Source organism: Streptomyces sp. NPDC006309, assembly GCF_040613095.1.
In the GTDB taxonomy this organism is placed as follows: domain Bacteria; phylum Actinomycetota; class Actinomycetes; order Streptomycetales; family Streptomycetaceae; genus Streptomyces.
The window spans coordinates 17,871-39,061 of record NZ_JBEXRO010000031.1; the positions used below are offsets into that span (position 1 = coordinate 17,871).

General features: G+C 73.8%; 15 protein-coding genes. 12 read left to right on the plus strand and 3 right to left on the minus strand.

Annotated features, from left to right (window positions below):
• Positions 1–6 precede the first annotated feature (6 nt).
• A complete protein-coding gene (locus ABZ117_RS30005; RefSeq protein WP_356825163.1) occupies positions 7–990 on the minus strand; it encodes a class I SAM-dependent methyltransferase in 984 nt (327 codons plus the stop codon).
• A 133-nt stretch (positions 991–1,123) separates the two neighbouring features.
• Between ABZ117_RS30005 and cobT the strand changes: the two genes are divergently transcribed.
• From cobT to ABZ117_RS30020, 3 genes are all read left to right on the plus strand, one after another.
• On the plus strand, positions 1,124–2,302 hold the full coding sequence (gene cobT, locus ABZ117_RS30010) for a nicotinate-nucleotide--dimethylbenzimidazole phosphoribosyltransferase (RefSeq protein ID WP_356825165.1): 1,179 nt from the start codon (positions 1,124–1,126) through the stop codon (positions 2,300–2,302).
• A 140-nt stretch (positions 2,303–2,442) separates the two neighbouring features.
• Positions 2,443–4,239 (plus strand): phosphatidylglycerol lysyltransferase domain-containing protein, encoded by a 1,797-nt coding sequence (locus ABZ117_RS30015; RefSeq protein WP_356825167.1) that lies wholly within the window; start codon positions 2,443–2,445, stop codon positions 4,237–4,239.
• A gap of 10 nt (positions 4,240–4,249) precedes the next feature.
• The gene (locus tag ABZ117_RS30020; RefSeq protein WP_356825169.1) at positions 4,250–4,984 is read left to right on the plus strand and encodes a hypothetical protein; all 735 of its coding nucleotides are present in this window, start codon (positions 4,250–4,252) and stop codon (positions 4,982–4,984) included.
• Here the strand turns inward: ABZ117_RS30020 and ABZ117_RS30025 are convergent.
• Entirely contained in the window at positions 4,924–5,688 is a 765-nt protein-coding gene (locus ABZ117_RS30025) for a hypothetical protein (RefSeq protein WP_356825171.1), read from the minus strand. The two genes, ABZ117_RS30020 and ABZ117_RS30025, sit on opposite strands and share 61 nt — an antisense overlap.
• 96 nt (positions 5,689–5,784) lie before the next feature.
• Here ABZ117_RS30025 and ABZ117_RS30030 point away from each other — a divergent pair, with 96 nt between their 5' ends.
• The gene (locus ABZ117_RS30030) at positions 5,785–6,570 is read left to right on the plus strand and encodes an adenosylcobinamide-GDP ribazoletransferase (RefSeq protein ID WP_356825173.1); all 786 of its coding nucleotides are present in this window, start codon (positions 5,785–5,787) and stop codon (positions 6,568–6,570) included.
• A 75-nt stretch (positions 6,571–6,645) separates the two neighbouring features.
• Here ABZ117_RS30030 and ABZ117_RS30035 read toward each other — a convergent pair whose 3' ends face one another.
• Positions 6,646–8,682: a hypothetical protein gene (locus ABZ117_RS30035; RefSeq protein WP_356825175.1), complete on the minus strand. Its 2,037-nt coding sequence runs from the start codon at positions 8,680–8,682 to the stop codon at positions 6,646–6,648.
• 340 nt (positions 8,683–9,022) lie between these two features.
• On the opposite strand from ABZ117_RS30035, the gene ABZ117_RS30040 reads away from it, so the two are divergent.
• From ABZ117_RS30040 to ABZ117_RS30075, 8 genes are all read left to right on the plus strand, one after another.
• Positions 9,023–10,567: a leucyl aminopeptidase gene (locus ABZ117_RS30040; protein ID WP_356825177.1), complete on the plus strand. Its 1,545-nt coding sequence runs from the start codon at positions 9,023–9,025 to the stop codon at positions 10,565–10,567.
• Between the two features lie 299 nt (positions 10,568–10,866).
• A complete protein-coding gene (gene lpdA / locus ABZ117_RS30045) occupies positions 10,867–12,255 on the plus strand; it encodes a dihydrolipoyl dehydrogenase (protein ID WP_356825179.1) in 1,389 nt (462 codons plus the stop codon).
• A 60-nt stretch (positions 12,256–12,315) separates the two neighbouring features.
• Positions 12,316–14,172: a 2-oxoglutarate dehydrogenase, E2 component, dihydrolipoamide succinyltransferase gene (gene sucB, locus ABZ117_RS30050; RefSeq protein ID WP_356825181.1), complete on the plus strand. Its 1,857-nt coding sequence runs from the start codon at positions 12,316–12,318 to the stop codon at positions 14,170–14,172.
• Between the two features lie 181 nt (positions 14,173–14,353).
• Positions 14,354–14,977 carry a GntR family transcriptional regulator gene (locus ABZ117_RS30055; RefSeq protein WP_356825183.1) on the plus strand — a complete coding sequence of 208 codons (624 nt, stop codon included), beginning with the start codon at positions 14,354–14,356 and terminating at the stop codon, positions 14,975–14,977.
• A gap of 259 nt (positions 14,978–15,236) precedes the next feature.
• Positions 15,237–17,939 (plus strand): pyruvate dehydrogenase (acetyl-transferring), homodimeric type, encoded by a 2,703-nt coding sequence (aceE, locus tag ABZ117_RS30060; RefSeq protein ID WP_356825185.1) that lies wholly within the window; start codon positions 15,237–15,239, stop codon positions 17,937–17,939.
• 214 nt (positions 17,940–18,153) lie between these two features.
• Positions 18,154–19,140, plus strand: a complete 987-nt coding sequence (locus ABZ117_RS30065; RefSeq protein ID WP_356825187.1) for a WYL domain-containing protein — start codon at positions 18,154–18,156, stop codon at positions 19,138–19,140.
• 56 nt (positions 19,141–19,196) lie between these two features.
• Positions 19,197–19,715, plus strand: coding sequence for a DUF4240 domain-containing protein (locus tag ABZ117_RS30070; protein ID WP_356825268.1), 519 nt, complete (start codon positions 19,197–19,199; stop codon positions 19,713–19,715).
• A gap of 278 nt (positions 19,716–19,993) precedes the next feature.
• Complete coding sequence (locus tag ABZ117_RS30075) at positions 19,994–21,178, plus strand: MarP family serine protease (RefSeq protein WP_356825189.1); 1,185 nt, start codon at positions 19,994–19,996, stop codon at positions 21,176–21,178.
• Positions 21,179–21,191 lie beyond the last annotated feature (13 nt).

Below are 21,191 nucleotides of genomic sequence, written 5' to 3' on the forward strand. Positions count from 1 at the left end.
CCCGGCTCACCGCGTGTCCTTCCGCGCGACGATGCGGTACGCGTTGGCGAACGGCGTACGGCGCAGCAGGGGCGCCAGTGTGCGGTCCACGGCCCCGGCCAGCGCCGGCACGGGCTCGGCCATGCCTCTCAGCAGCGGGTTGACGTGGGCCAGGGCGAGGACGGCGGCCGCCGACAGGTCGTACGGCTGGTGCGGGGTCGTGCGGTCGGTGACGAGCACCGTGCAGCCCCGGGCCCGCAGTTCGGTGCGGAGGTTGGCGAGCGGGACCAGGTGCAGATGGCGGGGCTGGCCGTACGGGAGCCACCATCTGCCGAGGAGCGTGGCGAAGAGGCAGCGCGGGTCGGGGACTTCGACGACCAGGTGGCCGCCGGGGCGCAGCACCGTGAGGGCGGCGTGGAGTTCGGCGCGCGGGTCGGGGGTGTGCGGCAGATGGTGGAACATGCTGACGACGTCGTAGCGGGCGCGCAGCCGGGCCGCCGTCCCGGGAGTGGTGAGATAACCGCGGTGCGCCTCCTCCACGCGGCCCTCCAGCAGCGCCTGTTCCACGCGGGCCGTCGGGTCCAGGCCGTCGAAGCTGGTGTACGGGAAGAACTCCTTCGCCGCCTCGGGGAAGCGGCCGTGGCCGGTGCCGACGTCCAGCCAGCTCTCCGGTTCGCGCAGTGCCGACAGGCGCCAGGCGGTGGCGCGGTGCCGGCGGCGGGCCACGTGGGCGGGGACGACGCGTTCTGTGAGCTGTTCCAGCCGGCGCTCGTAGAAGTCACGGTGGAAGAAGGCGAGCCCCTCCGCGCTGAGCCGGGGGTTCTGGAAGGCGTGGCCGCAGTCACGGCATCCGTCCAGGGTGAACGTGCCCGGCCGGTGCCGCAGCGGGTCGGGGGCGCGCAGCCGGGTGCGCAGGCGCCGGGAGCCGCACCAGGGGCAGTCCTCGCGGCGCGGCTCCTGGAAGGGGTCGGTGGGGGTGGTGGTCCGGGGGACGAGAGGCGAGGTCGGCATGGGCGGCTCCCTGTGCGACATTCCGCTGCAAACCGGAACGTATGGGATACCGCCGTGAGGTGCAATGACGTCGCGGGTGTGTGGTGGCGATGTGGCGCCTCGGCGTTCGTCCGCCGGCTGTACTGTTCGGCGAATGAGCAGGTTTGATCTGGACGACTTCAGCGATCTGATCGAGCGCCCGGACGGGGGCGTGCGCCGTGACGCCGAGGCCCGGCGGGAGCATCGGACCGTGCCGCCCGGGGCACTGGGCCGGCTGGACGAGCTGGGCGAGTGGCTGGCCGCCGCGCAGGGTGCCGTACCGGTGCGGCAGGTCGAACGGCCGCGTGTGGTGCTCTTCGCCGGCGACCACGGCATCGCCGGGCTGGGCGTCTCGGCACGGCCCGCGGGCGGGGCGGAGCGGCTGGTGCGGGCGGTGCTGGAGGGCGCGAGCCCGGTGGCCGTGCTCGCCCGCCGGCTCCAGGTGCCGGTACGGATCGTGGACATGGCGCTGGACTGCGATCCGGGGACGCTGCCCGAGGACGTGGTGCGGCACCGGGTGCGGCGGGGCAGCGGCCGTATCGACGTCGAGGACGCGCTCACCGTGGACGAGACCGAGGCGGCCCTGCGCGCGGGGGTCGCGGTCGCCGACGAGGAGGCCGACTCGGGCACCGATCTCGTGGTGCTCGGTGACATCAGCGTGGGCGGGACGACGGCGGCGGCGGTGCTCGTCGCCGCGCTGTGCGGCACCGACGCGTCGGTGGTGACCGGGCGGGGCGGCCTGGCGATCGACGACCTGGCGTGGATGCGCAAGTGCGCGGCCGTCCGGGACGCGCTGCGGCGGGCGCGGCCGGTCCTCGGCGACCAGACGCAGTTGCTTGCGGCCGTGGGCGGGGCGGACCTCGCGGCGATGACCGGGTTCCTGTTGCAGTGCGCGGTGCGCAAGCTGCCGGTGATCCTGGACGGCGTCGTGGCCGCGGCGTGCGCGCTGGTCGCGCAGCGGGTGGCGTTCCGGGCGCCGGACTGGTGGCTGGCCGGCCACGACAGCGGGGAGCCCGGGCAGGGCAAGGCGCTGGACCGGATGGCCCTGGAGCCGCTGCTGGAGCAGGGTGTGAAGGTCGGCGAGGGCGTCGGCGCGCTGCTGGCCCTGCCCCTGGTCCGCAGCGCCGCCGCCCTGGCCGCGGAACTGCCCGAACGCCCGGAGGACCCGGAGGACCCGGAGGACCCGACGTCCGGGGACACCGCTCCGCACCCGGAGCACCCGGCGTCCGGGGACACCGCTCCGCACCCGGAGCACCCGGAGACCGGGACCGCTCCCCTCGCGCGGCCGGAGTAACCGCCTCCCCCGCGGCCCTGCCTCGCCCCGTCGCCCGGGTCCCGATGGGGTGGTGTTGTGGGGGGAAAAGCCGGGTGGATGGTGTCGGTCGGGTGGAATGGGTCTGGTTCTCCGGGGTGACGCCCATATGATCCTGCCCCATGGGAGATGCCCGGATTGCCGTGGAGCAGCGTGCCGAGTCGCAGCGGTCGGACGGGCGGACGCGGTGGTCCGCCGGGGCTTCCCGGAGGGCCGCCGCCTTCGCCGTCTGGTACCTGCGGACGGTCGCGTTCATCAACTTCCTCAGCGGGGTGTGGGTCTCGCTCGGCCAGGACGTGCGCCGGCACAACCAGGACGACTTCTTCACGCCCTACCTGCTGACGGCCGGCTTCGCCTCCGGGGTGTTCACCGCCTTCCTGGCGATCACCATGCGGCGCCGGAAGCGGGCCGCGTGGATCCTGAACCTGGTGGTGAGCGGCCTCTTCCTGGCCCTGTTCGCGTTCGCCATGACGTTCCCGGACATCCGGCGGTACCCGCAGAACTGGGTCTCCCTCGCGCTGACGGCCGCCTTCGTCGGCGCACTGCTCGCCGGCCGCCGGGAGTTCTACGCCAAGGGCGACCGGTCCAACCCCCGGCTCGCGGCCACGGTGGCCGTCGTCGGGGGGCTCGCCGCGAGCCTGCTGGCCGGGCTGCTGGTGACGGTCACCAACCAGGCGCCGGACGCGGCCCGTTCGACGTTCATGGAGCGCTGGCACTACGGCACCCTGCGCCTGGTGTCGGTGGCCGCACAGGAGTCCCGCTTCCCGGGGATCGAGCCGCCCAACTGGACCAACGTCACCGTCAACGTCCTCAGCACGGCCCTGGTCCTCGCCGTGTTCTACGCCGCCTTCCGTTCCCGGCGGGCCGTCGACCCGCTCACCGAGGACGACGAGAAGCGGCTGCGGGCCCTGCTGGAGCGGCACGGCGACCGGGACTCCCTCGGCTATTTCGCGCTGCGCCGGGAGAAGAGCGTGGTGTGGTCGCCGACCGGGAAGGCCGCCGTGGCCTACCGGGTCGTCGGCGGGGTGAGCCTGGCGTCCGGGGACCCGATCGGGGACCCGGAGGCCTGGCCCGGGGCGATCGTGCCGTGGCTGGCGGAGGCACGGACGCACGGGTGGATCCCGGCGGTGATGGGGGCGGGCGAGGAGGCCGGCACCGTCTACGCCCGGCACGGTCTGGACGCCCTGGAGCTGGGCGACGAGGCGATCGTCGAGGTCGCCGAGTTCACCCTGGAGGGCCGGGCGATGCGCACCGTCCGGCAGGCGCACAACCGGGTGGGGCGGGCCGGGTACCGGGTGCGCATCCGGCGGCACGAGGACATCCCGGCCAACGAGATGGCGCACCTCGTGGAGCGCGCCGACGACTGGCGGGACGGCGCGACCGAGCGCGGCTTCAGCATGGCGCTGGGCCGGCTCGGGGACCCGGAGGACGGCCGGTGCGTGATGCTGGAGTGCACGGACGCGCAGGGCCGGCTGCGGGCGCTGCTCTCCTTCGTGCCGTGGGGGCCGCACGGGCTGTCCCTGGACCTCATGCGGCGGGACCGGGACTCCGACAACGGGCTGATGGAGTTCGCGGTCATCGAGCTGCTGCGGCGGGCCGGCGAGATCGGGATCACGCAGGTCTCACTGAACTTCGCCATGTTCAGGTCGGTCTTCGAACGTGGCGCGCGCCTGGGGGCCGGACCGGTGCTCAGGCTGTGGCGGTCGCTGCTCAGCTTCTTCTCCCGCTGGTGGCAGATCGAGTCGCTGTACCGCGCCAACGCCAAGTACCGGCCCATCTGGGAGCCGCGGTTCCTGCTCTTCGAGAAGAGCGCGGACCTGCCGCGCATCGGCCTCGCCTCGGCCCGCGCGGAGGGCTTCCTGGAGGCGCCGGGACTGCCGAAGTGGCTGCACCGCAGGCACCTGGACACGCACCGGTGAGGAACGTCCGATGAGAACGCTCGCCCGCTGGGCCCGCGCCGAGTGGGGGCTGCTGTACGACACCGTGCGCACGCCCCTGCGGGAGCGGGGCCCGGCGGCGCTGCCGATGACCGTCGGGGTGGTGTGCCTGACGGCGTTGCTCCAGTACGTGCAGAACCAGCCGTGGGGGTACCGGGTGGTGCAGGACCTGGGTGCCGTGCGGGCCCAGGACCCGCTGTGGGCGGCCCTGCTGCGCACTCCCCTGTCGCTGTTCGTGCCGGCGCTGGACCTGCCGGTGTGGGGGGCGCTGGCGCAGCTCCTGCTGGTGTTCGGGGTCGCCGAGCTGTGTCTGGGCTGGTGGCGGACGCTGGTCATCGCGTACGTCGCCACGCTCGCCGGGACCCTGTACGCGCGTGCCGGCATCACGCTGGGCGCGCACGCCCCGTTCGGGCTGCCGTGGACCGACGCGCAGGTGGTGGACACCGGCCCGTCGGCGGCCGTCGTGGGGCTGGCGGTCTTCGTGAGCTGGCGGTTCGGCGCCTACGGGACGGCGGGCGCGGTGACCCTGTCGATGGTCGTCGAGGTGCTGGTGAAGGAGAACCTGGCGGGCAAGGAGCATCTGGCCGCGCTGATGGCGGTGGGGCTGCTGTGCCTGCTGGTGGCGGTGCGGCACCGGCACGGCCGCGTGCCGCCCCGGGCCCTGCCTCATCTGTGGCCGGGCAGGCGCGCCGGGCGGGGGTCGGGCTTGCCGCCGATCCAGTCCTGAACGGCGCGGCGCGGCCGGGCCCAGCGGCGGTCGTGGTGGTAGGCGCGCAGGGCCGCCCTGGCGCGGGCGCGGGGACGGCCGCCGTAGAAGCGGCGGGCCCACGCGGAGCCGGGGCGGGCCAGCCGGACGGCGCCGACGAGCGCGACCAGCGGCACGATCGCGCCGAAGATCGCGGTGCGGGTCTTGCCCTTGCCCAGGGCGATGAGCGAGAAGAGGAAGTTCCCGGCGATGGTGGCGATGACGCTGCCGCGGTCCGCCAGTTCCTGCTGGGTCAGGTCGTTGACGCCGAACGGGGAGAAGCCGGCCAGCAGCAGGCCGACCAGGGCGGCGGTGAGCACGACGACCTCGACGCTCTTGCGGCCGTCCTCGGTCCAGTAGACGTCGTTCAGGTGCAGGATCAGCGCGAACTCGTCCAGGACCAGGCCCACGCCGATGCCGAACACGACGGCCGCGACGGCCCCGCCGGCGCCGTGCCGGTCACTGGCCACCGCGCCGAAGCCGCCGACGACGGTGAGGACGACCCCGGGGACGGCGTGGTGGATGTGCACGCCGCCCGCCTTGACGTTGCCGAACGGGCCCCTGCCGGCGCGGATCAGGCGGGTGATGACGCGGGTGACGACGAAGGTCAGCACGAAGGCGGTGAGGGCGAGCAGCAGGGGCAGCTTGCCCGGCTCGACGATGTTCCGCACCCACCAGTGCCCCATAGGCGCACATTACCCGGATATGCCCGGCTGTCTCGGTAGGACCGGGTGCGCCCGGGGGCGGGAGGCGGCCCCGTGGGCGCCGGGTAACCTGCGCCGGTGCTCACGTCCTCCCCTCTCGACGGTCTCCGCTTCGCCTTCGGCACCCTGACCGTGCTGCCCGTCCGGGTGCGCCGGTGGGACCGGGAGGCCGCCCGCGGGGGCATGCTGTGCGCCCCGATGGCCGGTCTCGTCGTCGGCGGCTGCGCGGCCGGACTCGGCCTGCTGCTGCTCCTGCTCGGCGCGGGACCGCCGCTCGCCGCCGTGGCCTCGGTCGCCGTACCCGCCGCGCTGACCCGGGGGCTGCACCTCGACGGGCTCGCCGACACCGCCGACGGGCTGGGCAGCGGCAAGTCCGCCGAGGACGCGCTGAGGATCATGAAGCAGTCGGACATCGGGCCCTTCGGGGTGCTCACCCTGGTGCTGGTGCTGCTGGCCCAGGTGGCCGCGCTGGCCCAGCTCTACGGCGGTTCCTGGGCGCGGGGCGCGCTGGCCGCGGTCGTCTCGGCGACCGCCGCCCGTCTCGCGCTCACCCTGGCCGCCCGCGCCGGGGTGCCGGCCGCCCGCCCGGAGGGGCTGGGGGCGGCGGTGGCCTCGGTGGTGCCCGGGGGCGCGGCGCTGGGAGTGGCGGCCGGGGTGGTGGTGGCGGCCGGCGCGGCGGGGGCCTGTCTCGGCGGGTACGACGGGGTGCGTACCGCCCTCGCCGTCGTCGCCGCCACCGTCGCCGCCGAACCACTGCTGCGGCGCTGCGTCCGCCGGTTCGGCGGGATCACCGGGGACGTGTTCGGCGCGCTCGCGGAGACGGCCGCGACGGCCGCGCTCGTCGTGCTGTGCCTCGGCCGTTAGCCGCCGCCCACGGCGTACGGCGGCGTCCGAAGGGGGCGGGACCGTACCCGTTACCGCGCCCCCTCGGCATCTCCCCTACGGCAGTTCCAGTGTGAGTGCCGTCTGGAGGGCGCCCGGTGTCCCCCACGCCGAGCGCGTGCCCGCGTACGGCTTGCCGAAGGCGGCGGAGGAGAGCAGGAACTGCTGCTCGGTGCCCTCCGGTGCCGTGACCGGGATCTTCGTCCCCGACGGGGCGGTGACCGTCACGGTGTTCCCGACGCGGTAGGCGGTGACCTTGCCGGCGTCGAGGGCGGTCTGCCACCGGGCCCGGTGCTGGAGTTCGGCGCCGATCGCGCTCTGGCGGAGGTTCACGACGGGGGTGTCGTCGGCGAACAGTGCCTGGTGGTCGGCGAGGACCCGGTCCAGCACCGGGTACAGGACGCGGTCCTCGGCCAGGTTGGACTGGTGGGCGTAGTGCGGGCGGGGGTCGTTGCTCAGCACGTGCCCGAGGTCGGTGTGCGCCTCGGCCGGCACGATGCGGTCGGTGAACCCGGTGGCGGTGTCCAGCGGCTCGGACAGGCAGGTGGAGGCCGGGTTGTCCGTGCAGACGCCGCTGCCGCCGTCGGCCTCAGCGGTGTGGATCCAGTTGTACTCGTCGGCCATCTCGGCCTTGGTGCCGGCGTTGTAGTACACGTTCATCGGGTAGCGGGGCACGGTGAGCGCGCTGCCGCCGACGGCGCGCTGCCCGGACTCGCGGGAGTTGTCGGAGGCGGTCCACCTCACCCCGTCGGCGGCGAGCGCCGGCCCGAGGTTCGGGTTGTCCTGCGGCTGCTGCGGCAGGGTCCTCAGACCGGAGTGCTCACCGGTGACCAGCTCACTGCGGTCGACGGACAGGCCGTGCGAGAGTGCCCAGCCGGCGTTGGCGGAGATCTCGCCGGAGATGTCGGAGCGGCTCACCCACCTGGTCGTGCCGTCGGCGTTCTTGGCGCAGCTCCACGGCACGGCCGAGGTGTCCTGGACGCAGCCGAGGAAGAGGTGGGTGTAGGTGTGGTTCACCCAGCGGTAGGCGGCCTTGTCCTTCAGGAGCTGGTCGGCGAGCGGGTCCTTGCCGCCGTTGCCGCTCCTCCACTCCTCGCCGGAGCCCGCGTTGAACGCCAGGTCCAGGGTGAAGCCGTGGCTCTTCTCCCACTGGGCCGCGTACTGCGCGTCGGCCGCGGTCATGCGGATCGGTGTCCCGGTGTCCTCGCCACCGCCCGCGCAGTCGATGTCGCCGGGCGTGCAGTTGCGCTCGGTGTCCCAGCGGGCGTCGGGCGCGAGGACGTCGTCGACGTGGACGGCGAAGTAGTCGCGGGCCTGGCCGAGGTGCACGCCCTGGGTGAGCCACTCGACCATGCCGCGGGCCAGTACCCGGAACTGCTGCTGGTACCGGTTGTAGGCGAAGGTGACGACCAGCTCGCGGCGGCCGTCGTGCGCGTACTCGCCGAGCAGGGTGCCGGTGCCGGAGCCGCCGGGCACGGGGGTGTCGACGTAGCTGGTGAAGCCGGTGCGGGGCTGGGCGACGAAGCCGTAGCTCTCGTCCGCCGAGGGCGTGTCGTCCTCGAAGGAGAAGGAGCCCCGCAGATAGCCCAAGGGGCCCGTCCGGCCGGCCGGGGTGACGGTGGCGCTGCGGCCGTCCAGCGGGCCGATGTACCCGTCGTGGTCGGCGTAGTCGAGCCCGACCTCGGGGTGGGCCCAGGTGTAGGCGTCGACCTGCGGGATGCCGTAGGTCCTCTCGTACGTCTCCAGGGCCGTCCGCTCGGCGGAGTCCGCGCCGAACGGGGCCTCGTCCGGCAGGACCACGCCCTGGAACCTGGCCCGGGGCCGGCCGCCGACGGTGTCGCTCAGCAAGGCGCCGGTGATCGTGGGGCGCCCGGGGTCACCGAGGTCGAGCACGGTGTACGGGACGCCCTCGCTCCTCAGCTGGGCGGCGATCGCCCCGGCCGGGCCCGCGCCGTCGTCGACGACCAGCACCCGGAGGTCGACGCGCGGCTCGGCCGCCGCCGACGCGCCGGGTGGGGCGAGCCCCAGCGTGAACAGCCCCGCGGCCGTGACGGTGACGCCGGCCGCTCTCCAGCGGTGCGCGCGGTGGGCCATGACAGGTTCCTCCCCCGGAGGACCCGCCGCGGTGAGCCCGTGGCGGATCGGTGGCAATCTTGCGAACCGGTGGGTCGTCACCCCGTCGGAACCCGTCGAGTGTGGCCCAGGTCACGTGTGCGCGGGGCGAGAAATGGCCATGTCGCCACGCGCGGGTGAACGCCCGAAGGAATGAGCGATCGGGGGTACGCGCGTAGTCTCGTCCCGGGTGTTCGCCGACAGGGTGAAGGCCCCGGTGCCACCTGCCTCCGGGCCTGGACCTAGGGTCGGCTCTCGGGCCCGGTCGACCCACCCCGTATCGGCCACAGCAACTTCACATCGGAAGCGAGATCTCACCACCGTGACTGCTCTGACTCTCAGCACCGCCGCGGCGCCCGGCCTGCGGGCCGACGCGATCGTGATCGGTGTCGCCAAGGGCGCCCAGGGGCCCGTCCTCGCGCCGGGCGCCGAGGCCGTGAACGAGGCGTACGACGGCAAGCTGGCCGGCCTCCTGGAGACCCTCGGCGCCTCGGGTGCCGAGGGCGAGCTGACCAAGCTGCCCTCTCCGGCCGGCTTCCGGGCCCCGCTCGTGGTGGCGGTGGGCCTGGGCGCCGAGCCCGGGACCGGGGACGCCGAGGACGCCGAGGACGGTTACGACGCCGAGGCGCTGCGCAGGGGGGCCGGCGTGGCCGCCCGCGCGCTCGCCGGGGCGCGGAAGGCCGCGTTCGCGCTGCCCGTCGACGGCCCCGGCCCCGTCGAGGCGATCGGCGAGGGCGTGCTGCTCGGCGCCTACTCCTTCGACACCTACAAGGGCGGGGCCGAGGACCCGAAGGCCAGGAACGGCAAGGCGCCGCTGGCCGAGGCCACGCTGCTCGGCGGCAAGCCGCGCGACGCCGCCCACAAGGGCGCGCTCGCCCGCGCGGTCGCGATCTGCGAGGAGCTGAACCGGGCCCGCGACCTGGTCAACACGCCGCCGAACGACCTCACCCCCGCCGACTTCGCCGGCATCGCGCAGACCGCGGCCAAGGAGCACGGCCTCAAGGTGCAGGTGCTCGACGAGAAGGCGCTGGCCAAGGGCGGCTACGGCGGCATCCTGGGCGTCGGCGGCGGCTCGGAGGCGCCCCCGCGCCTGGTGAAGCTGTCGTACACGCACCCCGATGCGGACAAGCACCTGGCCTTCGTCGGCAAGGGCATCACCTACGACTCCGGCGGCATCTCGCTGAAGCCGGCCGGGCACAACGAGACGATGAAGTGCGACATGGCGGGTGCGGCCGCGGTGTTCGCCGCGGTCGTCGCCGCCGCCCGCCTGGGCCTCGCCGTCAACGTCACCGGCTGGCTGGCGCTGGCCGAGAACATGCCCTCGGGTTCCGCCGTCCGTCCGGGTGACGTCCTGCGCATGTACAGCGGCAAGACCGTCGAGGTCCTCAACACCGACGCCGAGGGCCGTCTCGTCCTCGCCGACGCGCTGTGGGCGGCCTCGCAGGAGAACCCGGACGCGATCGTGGACGTCGCCACCCTGACCGGCGCGATGATGCTGGCGCTGGGCAGCCGGACGTTCGGCGTGATGGCCAACGACGAGGCGTTCCGCTCCGCCGTGTACGAGGCGGCCGAGGAGGTCGGCGAGCCGGCCTGGCCGATGCCGCTGCCGGAGCACCTGCGCAAGGGCATGGACTCGCCCGTGGCCGACATCGCGAACATGGGCGAGCGCTGGGGCGGCGGGCTGGTCGCCGGCCTGTTCCTGCGCGAGTTCGTGGGCGAGGACATCGCCTGGGCGCACCTGGACATCGCCGGTCCCGCGTTCAACGAGGGCGGCCCGTTCGGTTACACCCCCAAGGGCGGCACGGGTACGGCCGTGCGGACGCTGGTGCGGCTGGCGGAGCTGACGGCCGCGGGCGACCTCGGCTGACGTCCGCCCGACCGCCCGGCGCGATCCGCCGGGCGCGGGCCCGCGGGGCGCGGGGAGCCGTTCGCACGGTTCCCCGCGCCCCTTCCGCGTGCCCCGCGTCTCCCGGGGGACGTGGGGTGCGTCACACCCCGGCCCGGCGTCTCGTCCGCCTCGAACAAGTGCAAAGATGGAGCCCGGCAGGACAGGGCCCCCACCGAAGGGCCGAAGCATCAAGCGGCCGCACACCAGCCGACCGGCCGGTCACCTCCCGAAATGGACAGGGTGCCCGGCGCGCGGCACACATGCATGGAGGACGTGACGTGGCGAACGACGCCAGCACCGTTTTCGACCTAGTGATCCTCGGCGGTGGCAGCGGTGGTTACGCCGCGGCCCTGCGCGGGGCGCAGCTGGGCCTGGACGTCGCTCTGATCGAGAAGGACAAGGTCGGCGGCACCTGCCTGCACCGGGGCTGCATCCCCACCAAGGCCCTGCTGCACGCGGGCGAGATCGCCGACCAGGCCCGCGAGAGCGAGCAGTTCGGTGTCAAGGCCACCTTCGAGGGCATCGACGTCCCGGCCGTCCACAAGTACAAGGACGGTGTCGTCGCCGGCCTGTACAAGGGCCTCCAGGGTCTGATCGCGTCCCGCAAGGTGACGTACATCGAGGGCGAGGGCCGGCTGTCCTCCCCCACCTCCGTCGACGTCAACGGTCAGCGGGTCCAGGGCCGCCACATCCTGCTGGCGACCGGCTCCGTGCCGAAGTCGCTGCCGGGCCTGGAGATCGACGGTGACCGGGTCATCTCCTCCGACCACGCCCTCGTCCTGGACCGCGTGCCGAAGTCCGCGATCATCCTGGGCGGCGGCGTCATCGGCGTCGAGTTCGCCTCGGCGTGGAAGTCCTTCGGCGCGGACGTCACCGTCATCGAGGGCCTGAAGCACCTCGTCCCGGTCGAGGACGAGAACTCCTCGAAGCTGCTGGAGCGCGCGTTCCGCAAGCGGGGCATCAAGTTCAACCTGGGCACCTTCTTCGAGAAGTCCGAGTACACCCAGGACGGCGTGAAGGTCACCCTGGCGGACGGCAAGGTGTTCGAGGCCGAGATCCTCCTCGTCGCCGTCGGCCGCGGCCCGGTCTCCCAGAACCTGGGCTACGAGGAGGCCGGGGTCGCCATGGACCGCGGTTACGTCCTCGTCGACGAGTACATGCGGACCAACGTTCCGACCATCTCCGCCGTCGGTGACCTGGTCCCGACGCTCCAGCTCGCGCACGTCGGTTTCGCCGAGGGCATTCTGGTGGCGGAGCGTCTGGCCGGTCTGAAGACCGTCCCGATCGACTACGACGGCGTGCCGCGGGTGACGTACTGCCACCCGGAGGTCGCCTCCGTGGGTATCACCGAGGCCAAGGCCAAGGAGATCTACGGCGCGGACAAGGTCGTCGCTCTGAAGTACAACCTGGCGGGCAACGGCAAGAGCAAGATCCTGAACACCTCGGGCGAGATCAAGCTCGTCCAGGTGAAGGACGGTGCCGTGGTCGGCGTCCACATGGTCGGCGACCGCATGGGCGAGCAGGTGGGCGAGGCCCAGCTGATCTACAACTGGGAGGCGCTGCCGGCCGAGGTCGCCCAGCTCATCCACGCCCACCCGACGCAGAACGAGGCGATGGGCGAGGCCCACCTGGCGCTGGCCGGCAAGCCGCTGCACTCCCACGACTGAGCCTTCGGTCACGGGCGCGACGACACAGACTTCCGCAATTCGTTAGGAGCAACCGAAACCATGGCGGTTTCCGTAACCCTTCCGGCGCTCGGTGAGAGCGTCACCGAGGGCACTGTCACCCGCTGGCTGAAGGCCGAGGGAGAGCGCGTCGAGGCCGACGAGCCGCTGCTCGAGGTGTCGACCGACAAGGTCGACACCGAGATCCCCTCGCCCGCCGCCGGCGTGCTGGCCTCCATCAAGGTCGCCGAGGACGAGACCGTCGAGGTCGGCGCCGAGCTGGCCGTGATCGACGACGGCACGGGCGCGCCCGCCGCCGCCCCGGCCCCCGCCGCCGAGCCCGAGCCGGCCGCCGAGCCGGAGCCGGCGCAGGCCGAGGCGTCCGTCCCGGCCGCCCAGGCCGCTCCCTCCACGGAGCAGGCCGCCCCCGCCCCGGCCCCGACGGCCGAGGCCGCCGCCGGCGGTTCGTCCGCCGAGGGCACGGACGTGGTCCTGCCCGCGCTCGGTGAGTCCGTCACCGAGGGCACCGTCACCCGCTGGCTGAAGTCGGTGGGCGACTCCGTCGAGGCCGACGAGCCGCTGCTCGAGGTCTCCACGGACAAGGTCGACACCGAGATCCCGGCGCCCGCCTCCGGCGTGCTGCTGGAGATCGTGGTGAACGAGGACGAGACCGCCGAGGTCGGCGCCAAGCTCGCCGTCATCGGCGCTCCGGGCGCCGCTCCGGCCGCCGCCCCGGCTCCGGCCGCCCCGGCCGCGGAGCCCGCCGCCGCTGCCCCGGCTCCGGCGCCCGCCCCGGCTCCCGCTCCCGCCCCGGCTGCTGCTCCGGCTCCGGCGCCCGCCCCGGCCGCCCCGCAGGCGCCGACGGCCCCGGCTCCGCAGCAGGTCACGGCCCCGGCCCCCGACCCGGTGCCGTCCGCGCCGGCTCCGGCGCCCGCCCCGGCCCCGGCTGCCGCCCCGGCCGCTCCGGCGCCCGCCGCCCAGGCGAGCGACGAGGGCGCGTACGTGACCCCGCTGGTGCGCAAGCTCGCCGCGGAGAACGGCGTCGACCTGTCCGGCGTCAAGGGCACCGGCGTCGGCGGCCGTATCCGCAAGCAGGACGTCATCGCCGCCGCCGAGGCCGCGAAGGCCGCCCCGGCTCCGGCCGCCGCCGCGCCCGCCGCGCCCGCCGCGAAGAAGGCCCCCGCCCTGGAGGCCTCCCCGCTGCGCGGCCAGACCGTCAAGATGCCCCGCATCCGCAAGGTCATCGGCGACAACATGGTCAAGGCGCTGCACGAGCAGGCCCAGCTGTCGTCGGTCGTCGAGGTCGACGTCACCCGCCTGATGCGCCTGCGCGCCCGGGCCAAGGACTCCTTCGCCGCGCGCGAGGGCGTCAAGCTCTCCCCGATGCCGTTCTTCGTCAAGGCGGCGGCCCAGGCGCTGAAGGCCCACCCGGCCATCAACGCCCGGATCAACGAGGCCGAGGGCACGATCACCTACTTCGACACCGAGAGCGTCGGTATCGCGGTGGACTCCGAGAAGGGCCTGATGACCCCGGTCATCAAGCACGCGGGCGACCTCAACATCGCCGGCATCGCGAAGGCCACGGCGGAGCTGGCGGGCAAGGTCCGCGCCAACAAGATCACCCCGGACGAGCTGTCCGGCGCGACCTTCACCATCTCCAACACCGGTTCGCGCGGCGCGCTGTTCGACACGATCATCGTGCCCCCGAACCAGGTCGCGATCCTCGGCATCGGTGCCACGGTCAAGCGTCCGGCCGTCATCGAGACCGAGGAGGGCACGGTCATCGGCGTCCGCGACATGACCTACCTGACCCTCTCCTACGACCACCGCCTGGTGGACGGCGCCGACGCGGCCCGTTACCTGACGGCGGTCAAGGCGATCCTGGAGGCGGGCGAGTTCGAGGTCGAGCTGGGCCTGTAGCGCCGTCCGGCCGCCACACGCTGGTGCCCCCGCCCGGGAAGATCCGGGCGGGGGCACCGGCGTTGGGGGCGCCCACACCGTGTGCGCCTCGTCTCACCTGCGCCGAAGCACCCCCGCGCGCCCTGCCCACGGAGCGAACCCGCCGTATTGTCTACACGTCAGCCCTCCCGAAGGAGCCCTCATGACCGCGCCCGTCGTCCACTCGCTGCGCGAACAGATCCGCGAGCACATCGTGGAGGGGATCGTCAGCGGGCGCTGGCAGCCGGGTGAGCGCATCGTGGAGCGCCGGATCGCCACCGAGCTGGAGGTCAGCCAGACCCCGGTCCGGGAGGCCCTGCGCGAGCTGGAGTCCCTGCGCCTGATCGAGTCGGCCCCGAACAAGGGCGTACGCGTCCGCAGTCTGAGCGCGGCCGACCTGGAGGAGAGCTACCCGGTCCGGGCGGGCCTGGAGGCCATCGCGGCGGAGCTGGCCGTGGAGCGGCTCGCGGAGGACTGCTCGGCCCTGGAGCCGCACGTGCTGGCCCTGTACGAGGCCGACCGCGAGGCCGACGGCACGGCGCAGGTGCGCCACACGGTCGGCTTCCACCGCGAGCTGGTGCGCGCGGCGCAGAACTCCGTGCTGCTGCACACGTGGGAGGGCCTGGGCATCGAGGTCTTCACGGCGCTGTCCATCCGCTGGCTGGGCACGGTCCAGCAGTCGTACGCGGAGGAGCACGAGGAGCTGGTGCAGGCGTTCAAGCGCCGGGATCCGCGGATCGCGGAGCTGGTGAAGGCGCACGTCCTGGGGTGCGCCCCGCGCGCCTGACGCACCCGAGCATTCCCCCGCTCACCTGCGAAAACTCTCCCGGAACGCGTCACCGGGTGCCAGTACCGAAGGCACCGCGTGCCGACTTTCTCCAAATCAAGAGGTTTTCGCACTCAACCCTTTGATCGATCATCGATCAGGGAGTTAAAGTCGCCGACGGACTTCTACCGGAGTCCGCTGCCCTGTCCTGCCAAAGACCAAGGGCAACCCCGAACCCTTACCGATGAGGGAACCCCCTTCGACCGAGGAAGGCGGCGACATGACCGACCCCCAGGCCATCCAGCCGAGCGCGCTCGACCAGCTCCCGGACCGCGACCCGGAGGAGACCGCCGAATGGCAGGCCTCCCTGGACGCCGTCGCCCGGGAGGCCGGACCGCACCGCGCCGCGTACCTGATGCGCCGCACGCTGGAGCGCGCCGAGGCGGGTGGCATCGCGCTGCCGAAGCTTCTCGAGACCGACTACGTCAACACCATCCCGACCGCCGCCGAGCCGTCCGTGCCCGGCGACCCGGAGATGGAAGCCAGGATCACCGCCTGGAACCGCTGGAACGCGGCCGCCATAGTGACCCGCGGCGCGAAGCACGGCGTCGGCGGCCACATCGCCACCTTCGCCTCCGCGGCCTGGCTGTACGAGACCGGCTTCAACCACTTCTTCAAGGGCAAGGAGGGCGACGGTTCCGGCGACCAGCTGTACATCCAGGGCCACGCCTCCCCCGGCATCTACGCCCGCGCCTTCCTCGACGGCCGCCTGGACGAGCACCACCTGGACAACTTCCGCCAGGAGGCCGGCGGCAGCGGCCTGCCGTCGTACCCGCACCCGCGCCGGCTGCCCTGGCTGTGGGAGTTCCCGACGGTGTCGATGGGCCTCGGCCCGCTCTCCGCGATCTACCAGGCGCGCTTCAACCGCTACCTGACCAACCGCGGCATCAAGGACGTCTCCGCCTCGCACGTGTGGGCGTTCCTCGGCGACGGCGAGATGGACGAGCCGGAGTCGACGGCGGCCCTCGCGCTCGCCGCCCGTGAGGAACTGGACAACCTCACCTTCGTCATCAACTGCAACCTCCAGCGCCTCGACGGCCCGGTCCGCGCCAACTTCAAGATCGTGCAGGAGCTGGAGGCCCAGTTCCGCGGCGCCGGCTGGAACGTCGTCAAGACGCTGTGGGGCTCCGCCTGGGACGAGCTGTTCCAGCTGGACACCACGGGCGCGCTGGTACGCCGGCTGCGTCAGGTACCGGACGCGCAGGTCCAGACGTACCAGACCCGCGACGCCGCCTACATCCGCCAGGACTTCTTCGGCGCCGACCCGGCGCTGGCCCGGATGGCGGAGCTGCTGAGCGACGACAAGATCCTCGAGTGCTTCCACCTCTCGCGCGGCGGTCACGAGTCCCGCAAGGTGTACGCCGCGTACAAGGCCGCCGTCGAGCACAAGGGCGCGCCGACCGTGATCCTGGCCCAGACGGTCAAGGGCCACACCCTCGGTGAGGGCTTCGCGTCGAAGAACGCCAACCACCAGATGAAGAAGCTCTCGGTGGACGAGTTCAAGGCGATGCGCGACCTGCTGGAGCTGCCCATCAAGGACAGCGACTTCGTCGACGGCGTGGTCCCCTACGGCCACCCGGGCGCCGACTCCCCCGAGGTCCGCTACCTCCAGGAGCGCCGCGCGGCCCTCGGCGGCCCGGCCCCCGCCCGCCGCATCCACGCGCCGGCCCCGCTGCCCGCCCCCGCCGAGAAGGCCTTCGCCTCCTTCGACAAGGGCTCCGGCTCCCAGAACGTGGCCACCACCATGGCCTTCGTCCGCCTGGTCAAGGACCTGGTCCGCGACAAGGAGACGGGCCGGCGCTGGGTGCCGATCGTCCCCGACGAGGCGCGCACCTTCGGCATGGAGTCGCTGTTCCCGTCCCTGGGCATCTACTCCCCCAAGGGCCAGACGTACGAGCCGGTCGACCGCGACCAGCTGATGTACTACAAGGAGGCCGAGAACGGCCAGATCCTCAACGAGGGGATCACCGAGGCCGGTTCCATGGCCGACTTCATCGCCGCGTCGACCGCGTACGCGACGCACGGCGAGGCGATGATCCCGTTCTACATCTTCTACTCGATGTTCGGCTGGCAGCGCACCGCCGACCAGATGTGGCAGCTCGGCGACCAGCTCGGCCGCGGCTTCCTCATCGGCGCGACGGCCGGCCGTACGACCCTGACGGGCGAGGGCCTCCAGCACGCCGACGGGCACTCCCCGGTCATCGCCGCCACCAACCCGGCCGCCCTGAGCTACGACCCCGCGTTCGCCTACGAGATCGCGGTGATCGTCCGCGAGGGTCTGCGCCGGATGTACGGCGAGGCCAGGCCGGGCGAGGACCAGGACGTCTTCTACTACCTGACGGTCTACAACGAGCCGCTGCCGCAGCCCGCCAAGCCGCAGGGCCTGGGCATCGACGAGGGCATCGTCAAGGGCCTGTACCGCTTCAACACCGCCGAGTCCGCGGGCGTGGCCGTGCCCGCCGACGCCCCGCGCGTCCAGCTGCTCGGCTCCGGTACGGCGATCCACTGGGCCCTCCAGGCACAGCGGCTGCTCGCCGAGGAGTGGGGCGTGGCCGCCGACGTGTGGTCGGCGACGTCCTGGACGGAGCTGCGCCGGGACGCGCTGGAGGCCGACGCGGCGCTGCTGCGCGGCGAGGAGCGGGTGCCGTTCGTCCGCCAGGCGCTCCAGGGCGCCGAGGGCCCGGTGCTGGCCGTGTCCGACTACATGCGTCAGGTTCCCGACCAGATCGCGCAGTGGGTCGAGCAGGACTACTCGTCCCTGGGCGCCGACGGCTTCGGTCTGTCGGACACCCGTGAGGCCGCCCGCCGCCACTTCGGCATCGACGCCCCGTCGATCGTCGTCGCGGCCCTGGCCCAGCTCGCCCGCCGCGGCGAGGTGAAGGCCACGGCCGTCAAGGAGGCCCGCGAGAAGTACGGCCTGTAGAGGGCCTGTAGGCGCCTGTGGACACCGGGCACCGCCGTCGCGGCGGACCGGGGACGCTTACCGCGTCCCCGGTCCGCCGCGTTCGTCTTCCACGGCGTGCGTATTCCACGGCGTGCGTCCTCCGCCGTGACGGCGCCCGGCCCGCGCGGCGGTGACCGGCCGGCGGCGGACCGGGGCCGGCCCGGCTGTCGGCCGGCTCCGGCATCATGAGTCCATGCGTGCGGCCCGGCTCATCAGAATGGTTCTCCTGCTCCAGTCCCGGCCCGCCATGACCGCCGCCGAACTCGCGCGGGAGCTGGAGGTGTCGGAGCGGACCGTGGCGCGGGACGCGCAGGCGCTGTCGGAGGCCGGGGTGCCGGTGTACGCCGACCGGGGGCGCGCCGGCGGATACCGGCTGGCCGGCGGGTACCGGACGCGGCTGACGGGCCTGGCACGCGGCGAGGCGGAGGCGCTGTTCCTGAGCGGGGTGCCGGGCGCGCTGCGGGAGATGGGGCTGGAGGACACCGCCTCGGCGGCCCGGCTGAAGGTGGCGGCCGCGCTGCTGCCCTCGCTGCGGGACGCCCCGGCCAGCGCCGCCCAGCGGTTCCATCTGGACGCCCCGGCCTGGTTCCGGGAGCCGGTGACGCCCGACCGGCTGCCCGTGATCGCGGAGGCGGTGTGGGAGGACCGGCGGATCGACGCGGTCTACCGGCGCGGGGAGAGCGTCGTGAAGCGGCGGCTGGAGCCGTACGGGCTCGTGCTGAAGGCGGGTGTCTGGTACCTGTGCGCGCGGGTGGCCGACGGCGGCTCCCCGCGGACGTACCGCGTCGACCGGTTCGACACCGTCGACGCCCTCGGCGAGCGGTTCGCCCGCGACCCGGACTTCGACCTGCCCGCCCACTGGGCGGACCAGGCCGAGCGCTTCGCCCGGTCGATCCTGCGCGCCGAGGTCGTCGTACGGCTGTCCCCGCGGGGTGTGCGCGGGCTGCCGCACGCCGTCGACCCGCTCTCCGCGCGCCGGGCGCTGGCGGGCGCGGGGGCGCCGGACGCCGGCGGGTGGGTGACGGTGACGCTGCCCGTGGAGTCGGAGGAGGTCGCGCACGCCCAGCTGACGGCGCTCGGGCCGGAGGCGGAGGTACTGGCTCCGGCGAGCCTGCGGGAGCGGTGCGCGGCCGACGCGGCCCGGCTCGCACAACTGTACGGGCGGGCGGACGCCGGGTAACGATCCGCGGTACTCCACGTGCGGCCCACCGGCCGAGGCCCGATGCTGGTGGCGTGATGGACGAGACGGAGTTCTGGGAGCTGATCGACGCCGCCCGCGAGGCCGCCGGGGGCGACCCCGAGGAGCAGGCCGACCTGCTCGTGGAACGGCTGCTCCGGCTGGACCCCGATCTCGTCCTGGACTTCGCCCGGCATTTCGAGGCCCGCTACAACCGCGCCTACCGGTGGGACCTGTGGGGCGCGGCCTGGGTGCTGCTGGACGGGTGCAGCGACGACGCGTTCGACTTCTTCCGGTGCTGGCTGATCGGCCAGGGCCGGGAGGTCTTCGAGGGCGCCCTGCACGATCCGGACGCGCTGGCCGGGCTGCTGGGCGAGTTCGACGAGGAGATCGACGGCGACGGCGAGGAGCTCGGTTACGCGGCGGACGAGGCGTACGAGCAGCTGACCGGGACCGTCGCGCCCGATCTCGGCATCGCCCCGGCGCCCGCGGAGCCCGAGGGCACGCCGGTGGACCTGGAGAACGAGCGGGCGCTCGCGCAGCGGTATCCGCGTCTGTGGGAGCGGTTCAAGGACTGACCCCGGCACCGGTCCGCGCGGCGGCACGGCCGGCGACGGCCGCGTACCGCCCGTGGCGTGGCGTGGGCGTACGCCCCGCCGTGGAGCGCCGGCGGCCGGCCCGTCCCCGGTGGAACCGTCCGGTCGGACCGTCCCGGTGGAACCTCGCCAGGGTCCTGGACGTTTCCGGGGTACACACGTACGTGAGCCGGTTTCGCCGCCGGGTGCGCTCGCGCACGGGTGGCCGGCCGGCGGACCCGCCCCGGCCGTGCGGACGGTCCGGGAGAGAGGCGGCTGGCGTGGACCTGCTCGACCTGCTGCTCGCGCTGGTGATCGCCGTGTACGCGGTGTCCGGCTACCGGCGCGGACTGGTGGCCGGATGCGTCTCGCTGGCCGGGTTCGTGGGCGGCGCCGCCGTCGGGGTGTGGGCGCTGCCGTGGGTGACGGGCCAGGTGGAGCGGGGGACGTCGGCGGCGACGGTGCTCGCGGTGCTGACGGTGCTGGTCCCGGCGGTAGTGGGGCACGAGCTGGCGGGCCGGCTGGCCCTGCGGCTGCGCGGGGAGCTGGACCGGGGGCCGCTGCGGGTCGCGGACGGGGCCGGGGGCGCGGCGGCGAACGCGGTGGCGGTGCTGATCGTGGCCTGGGTGGCGGGGAGCGTGCTGGGCGCGGCCCCGGCGCGGACGCTGACGACGCAGATACGCGACTCGGCGCTGCTGGGCGCGGTGCAGCAGGCGATGCCCGAGACGACACCGGCGTGGTTCTCGCGGGCGACGTCCGCGCTGGCCGATGCGGGCTTCCCGCAGGTGTTCAACCCGTTCGAGAACGAGTCGACGGCCCGGGTGGCCCGGCCCTCCGGTGACAGTGTGACGCCCGCGGCGTCGGAGGCGGCCCGCAGGAGTTCGGTGAAGATCGAGGGCGCCGCGGGCAACGAGGGCCGGGAGGGCAGCGGGTTCGTGTACGCGCCGGAGCGGGTGATGACCAACGCGCACGTGGTGGCGGGCATCGACCGCCCGGGCGTCCGGGTCGGCGGGGTCGGTCCGTCGTACGAGGCACGGGTGGTGCTGTTCGACCCCGACCGGGACGTGGCCGTGCTGTACGTGCCGGGGCTGCGCGCCCCGGTGCTGCGGTTCGGCGGCGGTGCCGTGCGCGGGGACTCGGCGGTGGTGGCCGGCTATCCGCAGGACGGGGGCCTGGACCTCCAGGCGGCGACGGTCGCGAACCGGGTGCGGGCGCTGGGGCAGGACATCCACAACGACCGCACGGTCACCCGGGAGGTGTACTCGATCCGGTCCACGGTCCGGCCGGGCAACTCCGGCGGTCCGCTGCTGACGACGGGCGGCCGGGTGTTCGGGGTGGTCTTCGCCCGCTCCACCTCGGACGCCGAGACGGGTTACGCGCTGACGGCGGCCGAGGTGGCGGCCGACGCCCGGCACGCGGCCACGGCGACGGCGCCGGTGGACACGGGCGGGCTGGTCGGCTCCTGACGGGGGCGGCCGG

Bases quoted from the DNA above. Each gene is read 5' to 3' on its own strand.
- ABZ117_RS30005 (WP_356825163.1), bottom strand. From the start codon at position 990: ATGCCGACCTCGCCTCTCGTCCCCCGGACCACCACCCCCACCGACCCC.
- cobT (WP_356825165.1), top strand. From the start codon at position 1,124: ATGAGCAGGTTTGATCTGGACGACTTCAGCGATCTGATCGAGCGCCCG.
- ABZ117_RS30015 (WP_356825167.1), top strand. From the start codon at position 2,443: ATGGGAGATGCCCGGATTGCCGTGGAGCAGCGTGCCGAGTCGCAGCGG.
- ABZ117_RS30020 (WP_356825169.1), top strand. From the start codon at position 4,250: ATGAGAACGCTCGCCCGCTGGGCCCGCGCCGAGTGGGGGCTGCTGTAC.
- ABZ117_RS30025 (WP_356825171.1), bottom strand. From the start codon at position 5,688: ATGGGGCACTGGTGGGTGCGGAACATCGTCGAGCCGGGCAAGCTGCCC.
- ABZ117_RS30035 (WP_356825175.1), bottom strand. From the start codon at position 8,682: ATGGCCCACCGCGCGCACCGCTGGAGAGCGGCCGGCGTCACCGTCACG.
- sucB (WP_356825181.1), top strand. From the start codon at position 12,316: ATGGCGGTTTCCGTAACCCTTCCGGCGCTCGGTGAGAGCGTCACCGAG.
- ABZ117_RS30055 (WP_356825183.1), top strand. From the start codon at position 14,354: ATGACCGCGCCCGTCGTCCACTCGCTGCGCGAACAGATCCGCGAGCAC.
- aceE (WP_356825185.1), top strand. From the start codon at position 15,237: ATGACCGACCCCCAGGCCATCCAGCCGAGCGCGCTCGACCAGCTCCCG.
- ABZ117_RS30065 (WP_356825187.1), top strand. From the start codon at position 18,154: ATGCGTGCGGCCCGGCTCATCAGAATGGTTCTCCTGCTCCAGTCCCGG.
- ABZ117_RS30070 (WP_356825268.1), top strand. From the start codon at position 19,197: ATGGACGAGACGGAGTTCTGGGAGCTGATCGACGCCGCCCGCGAGGCC.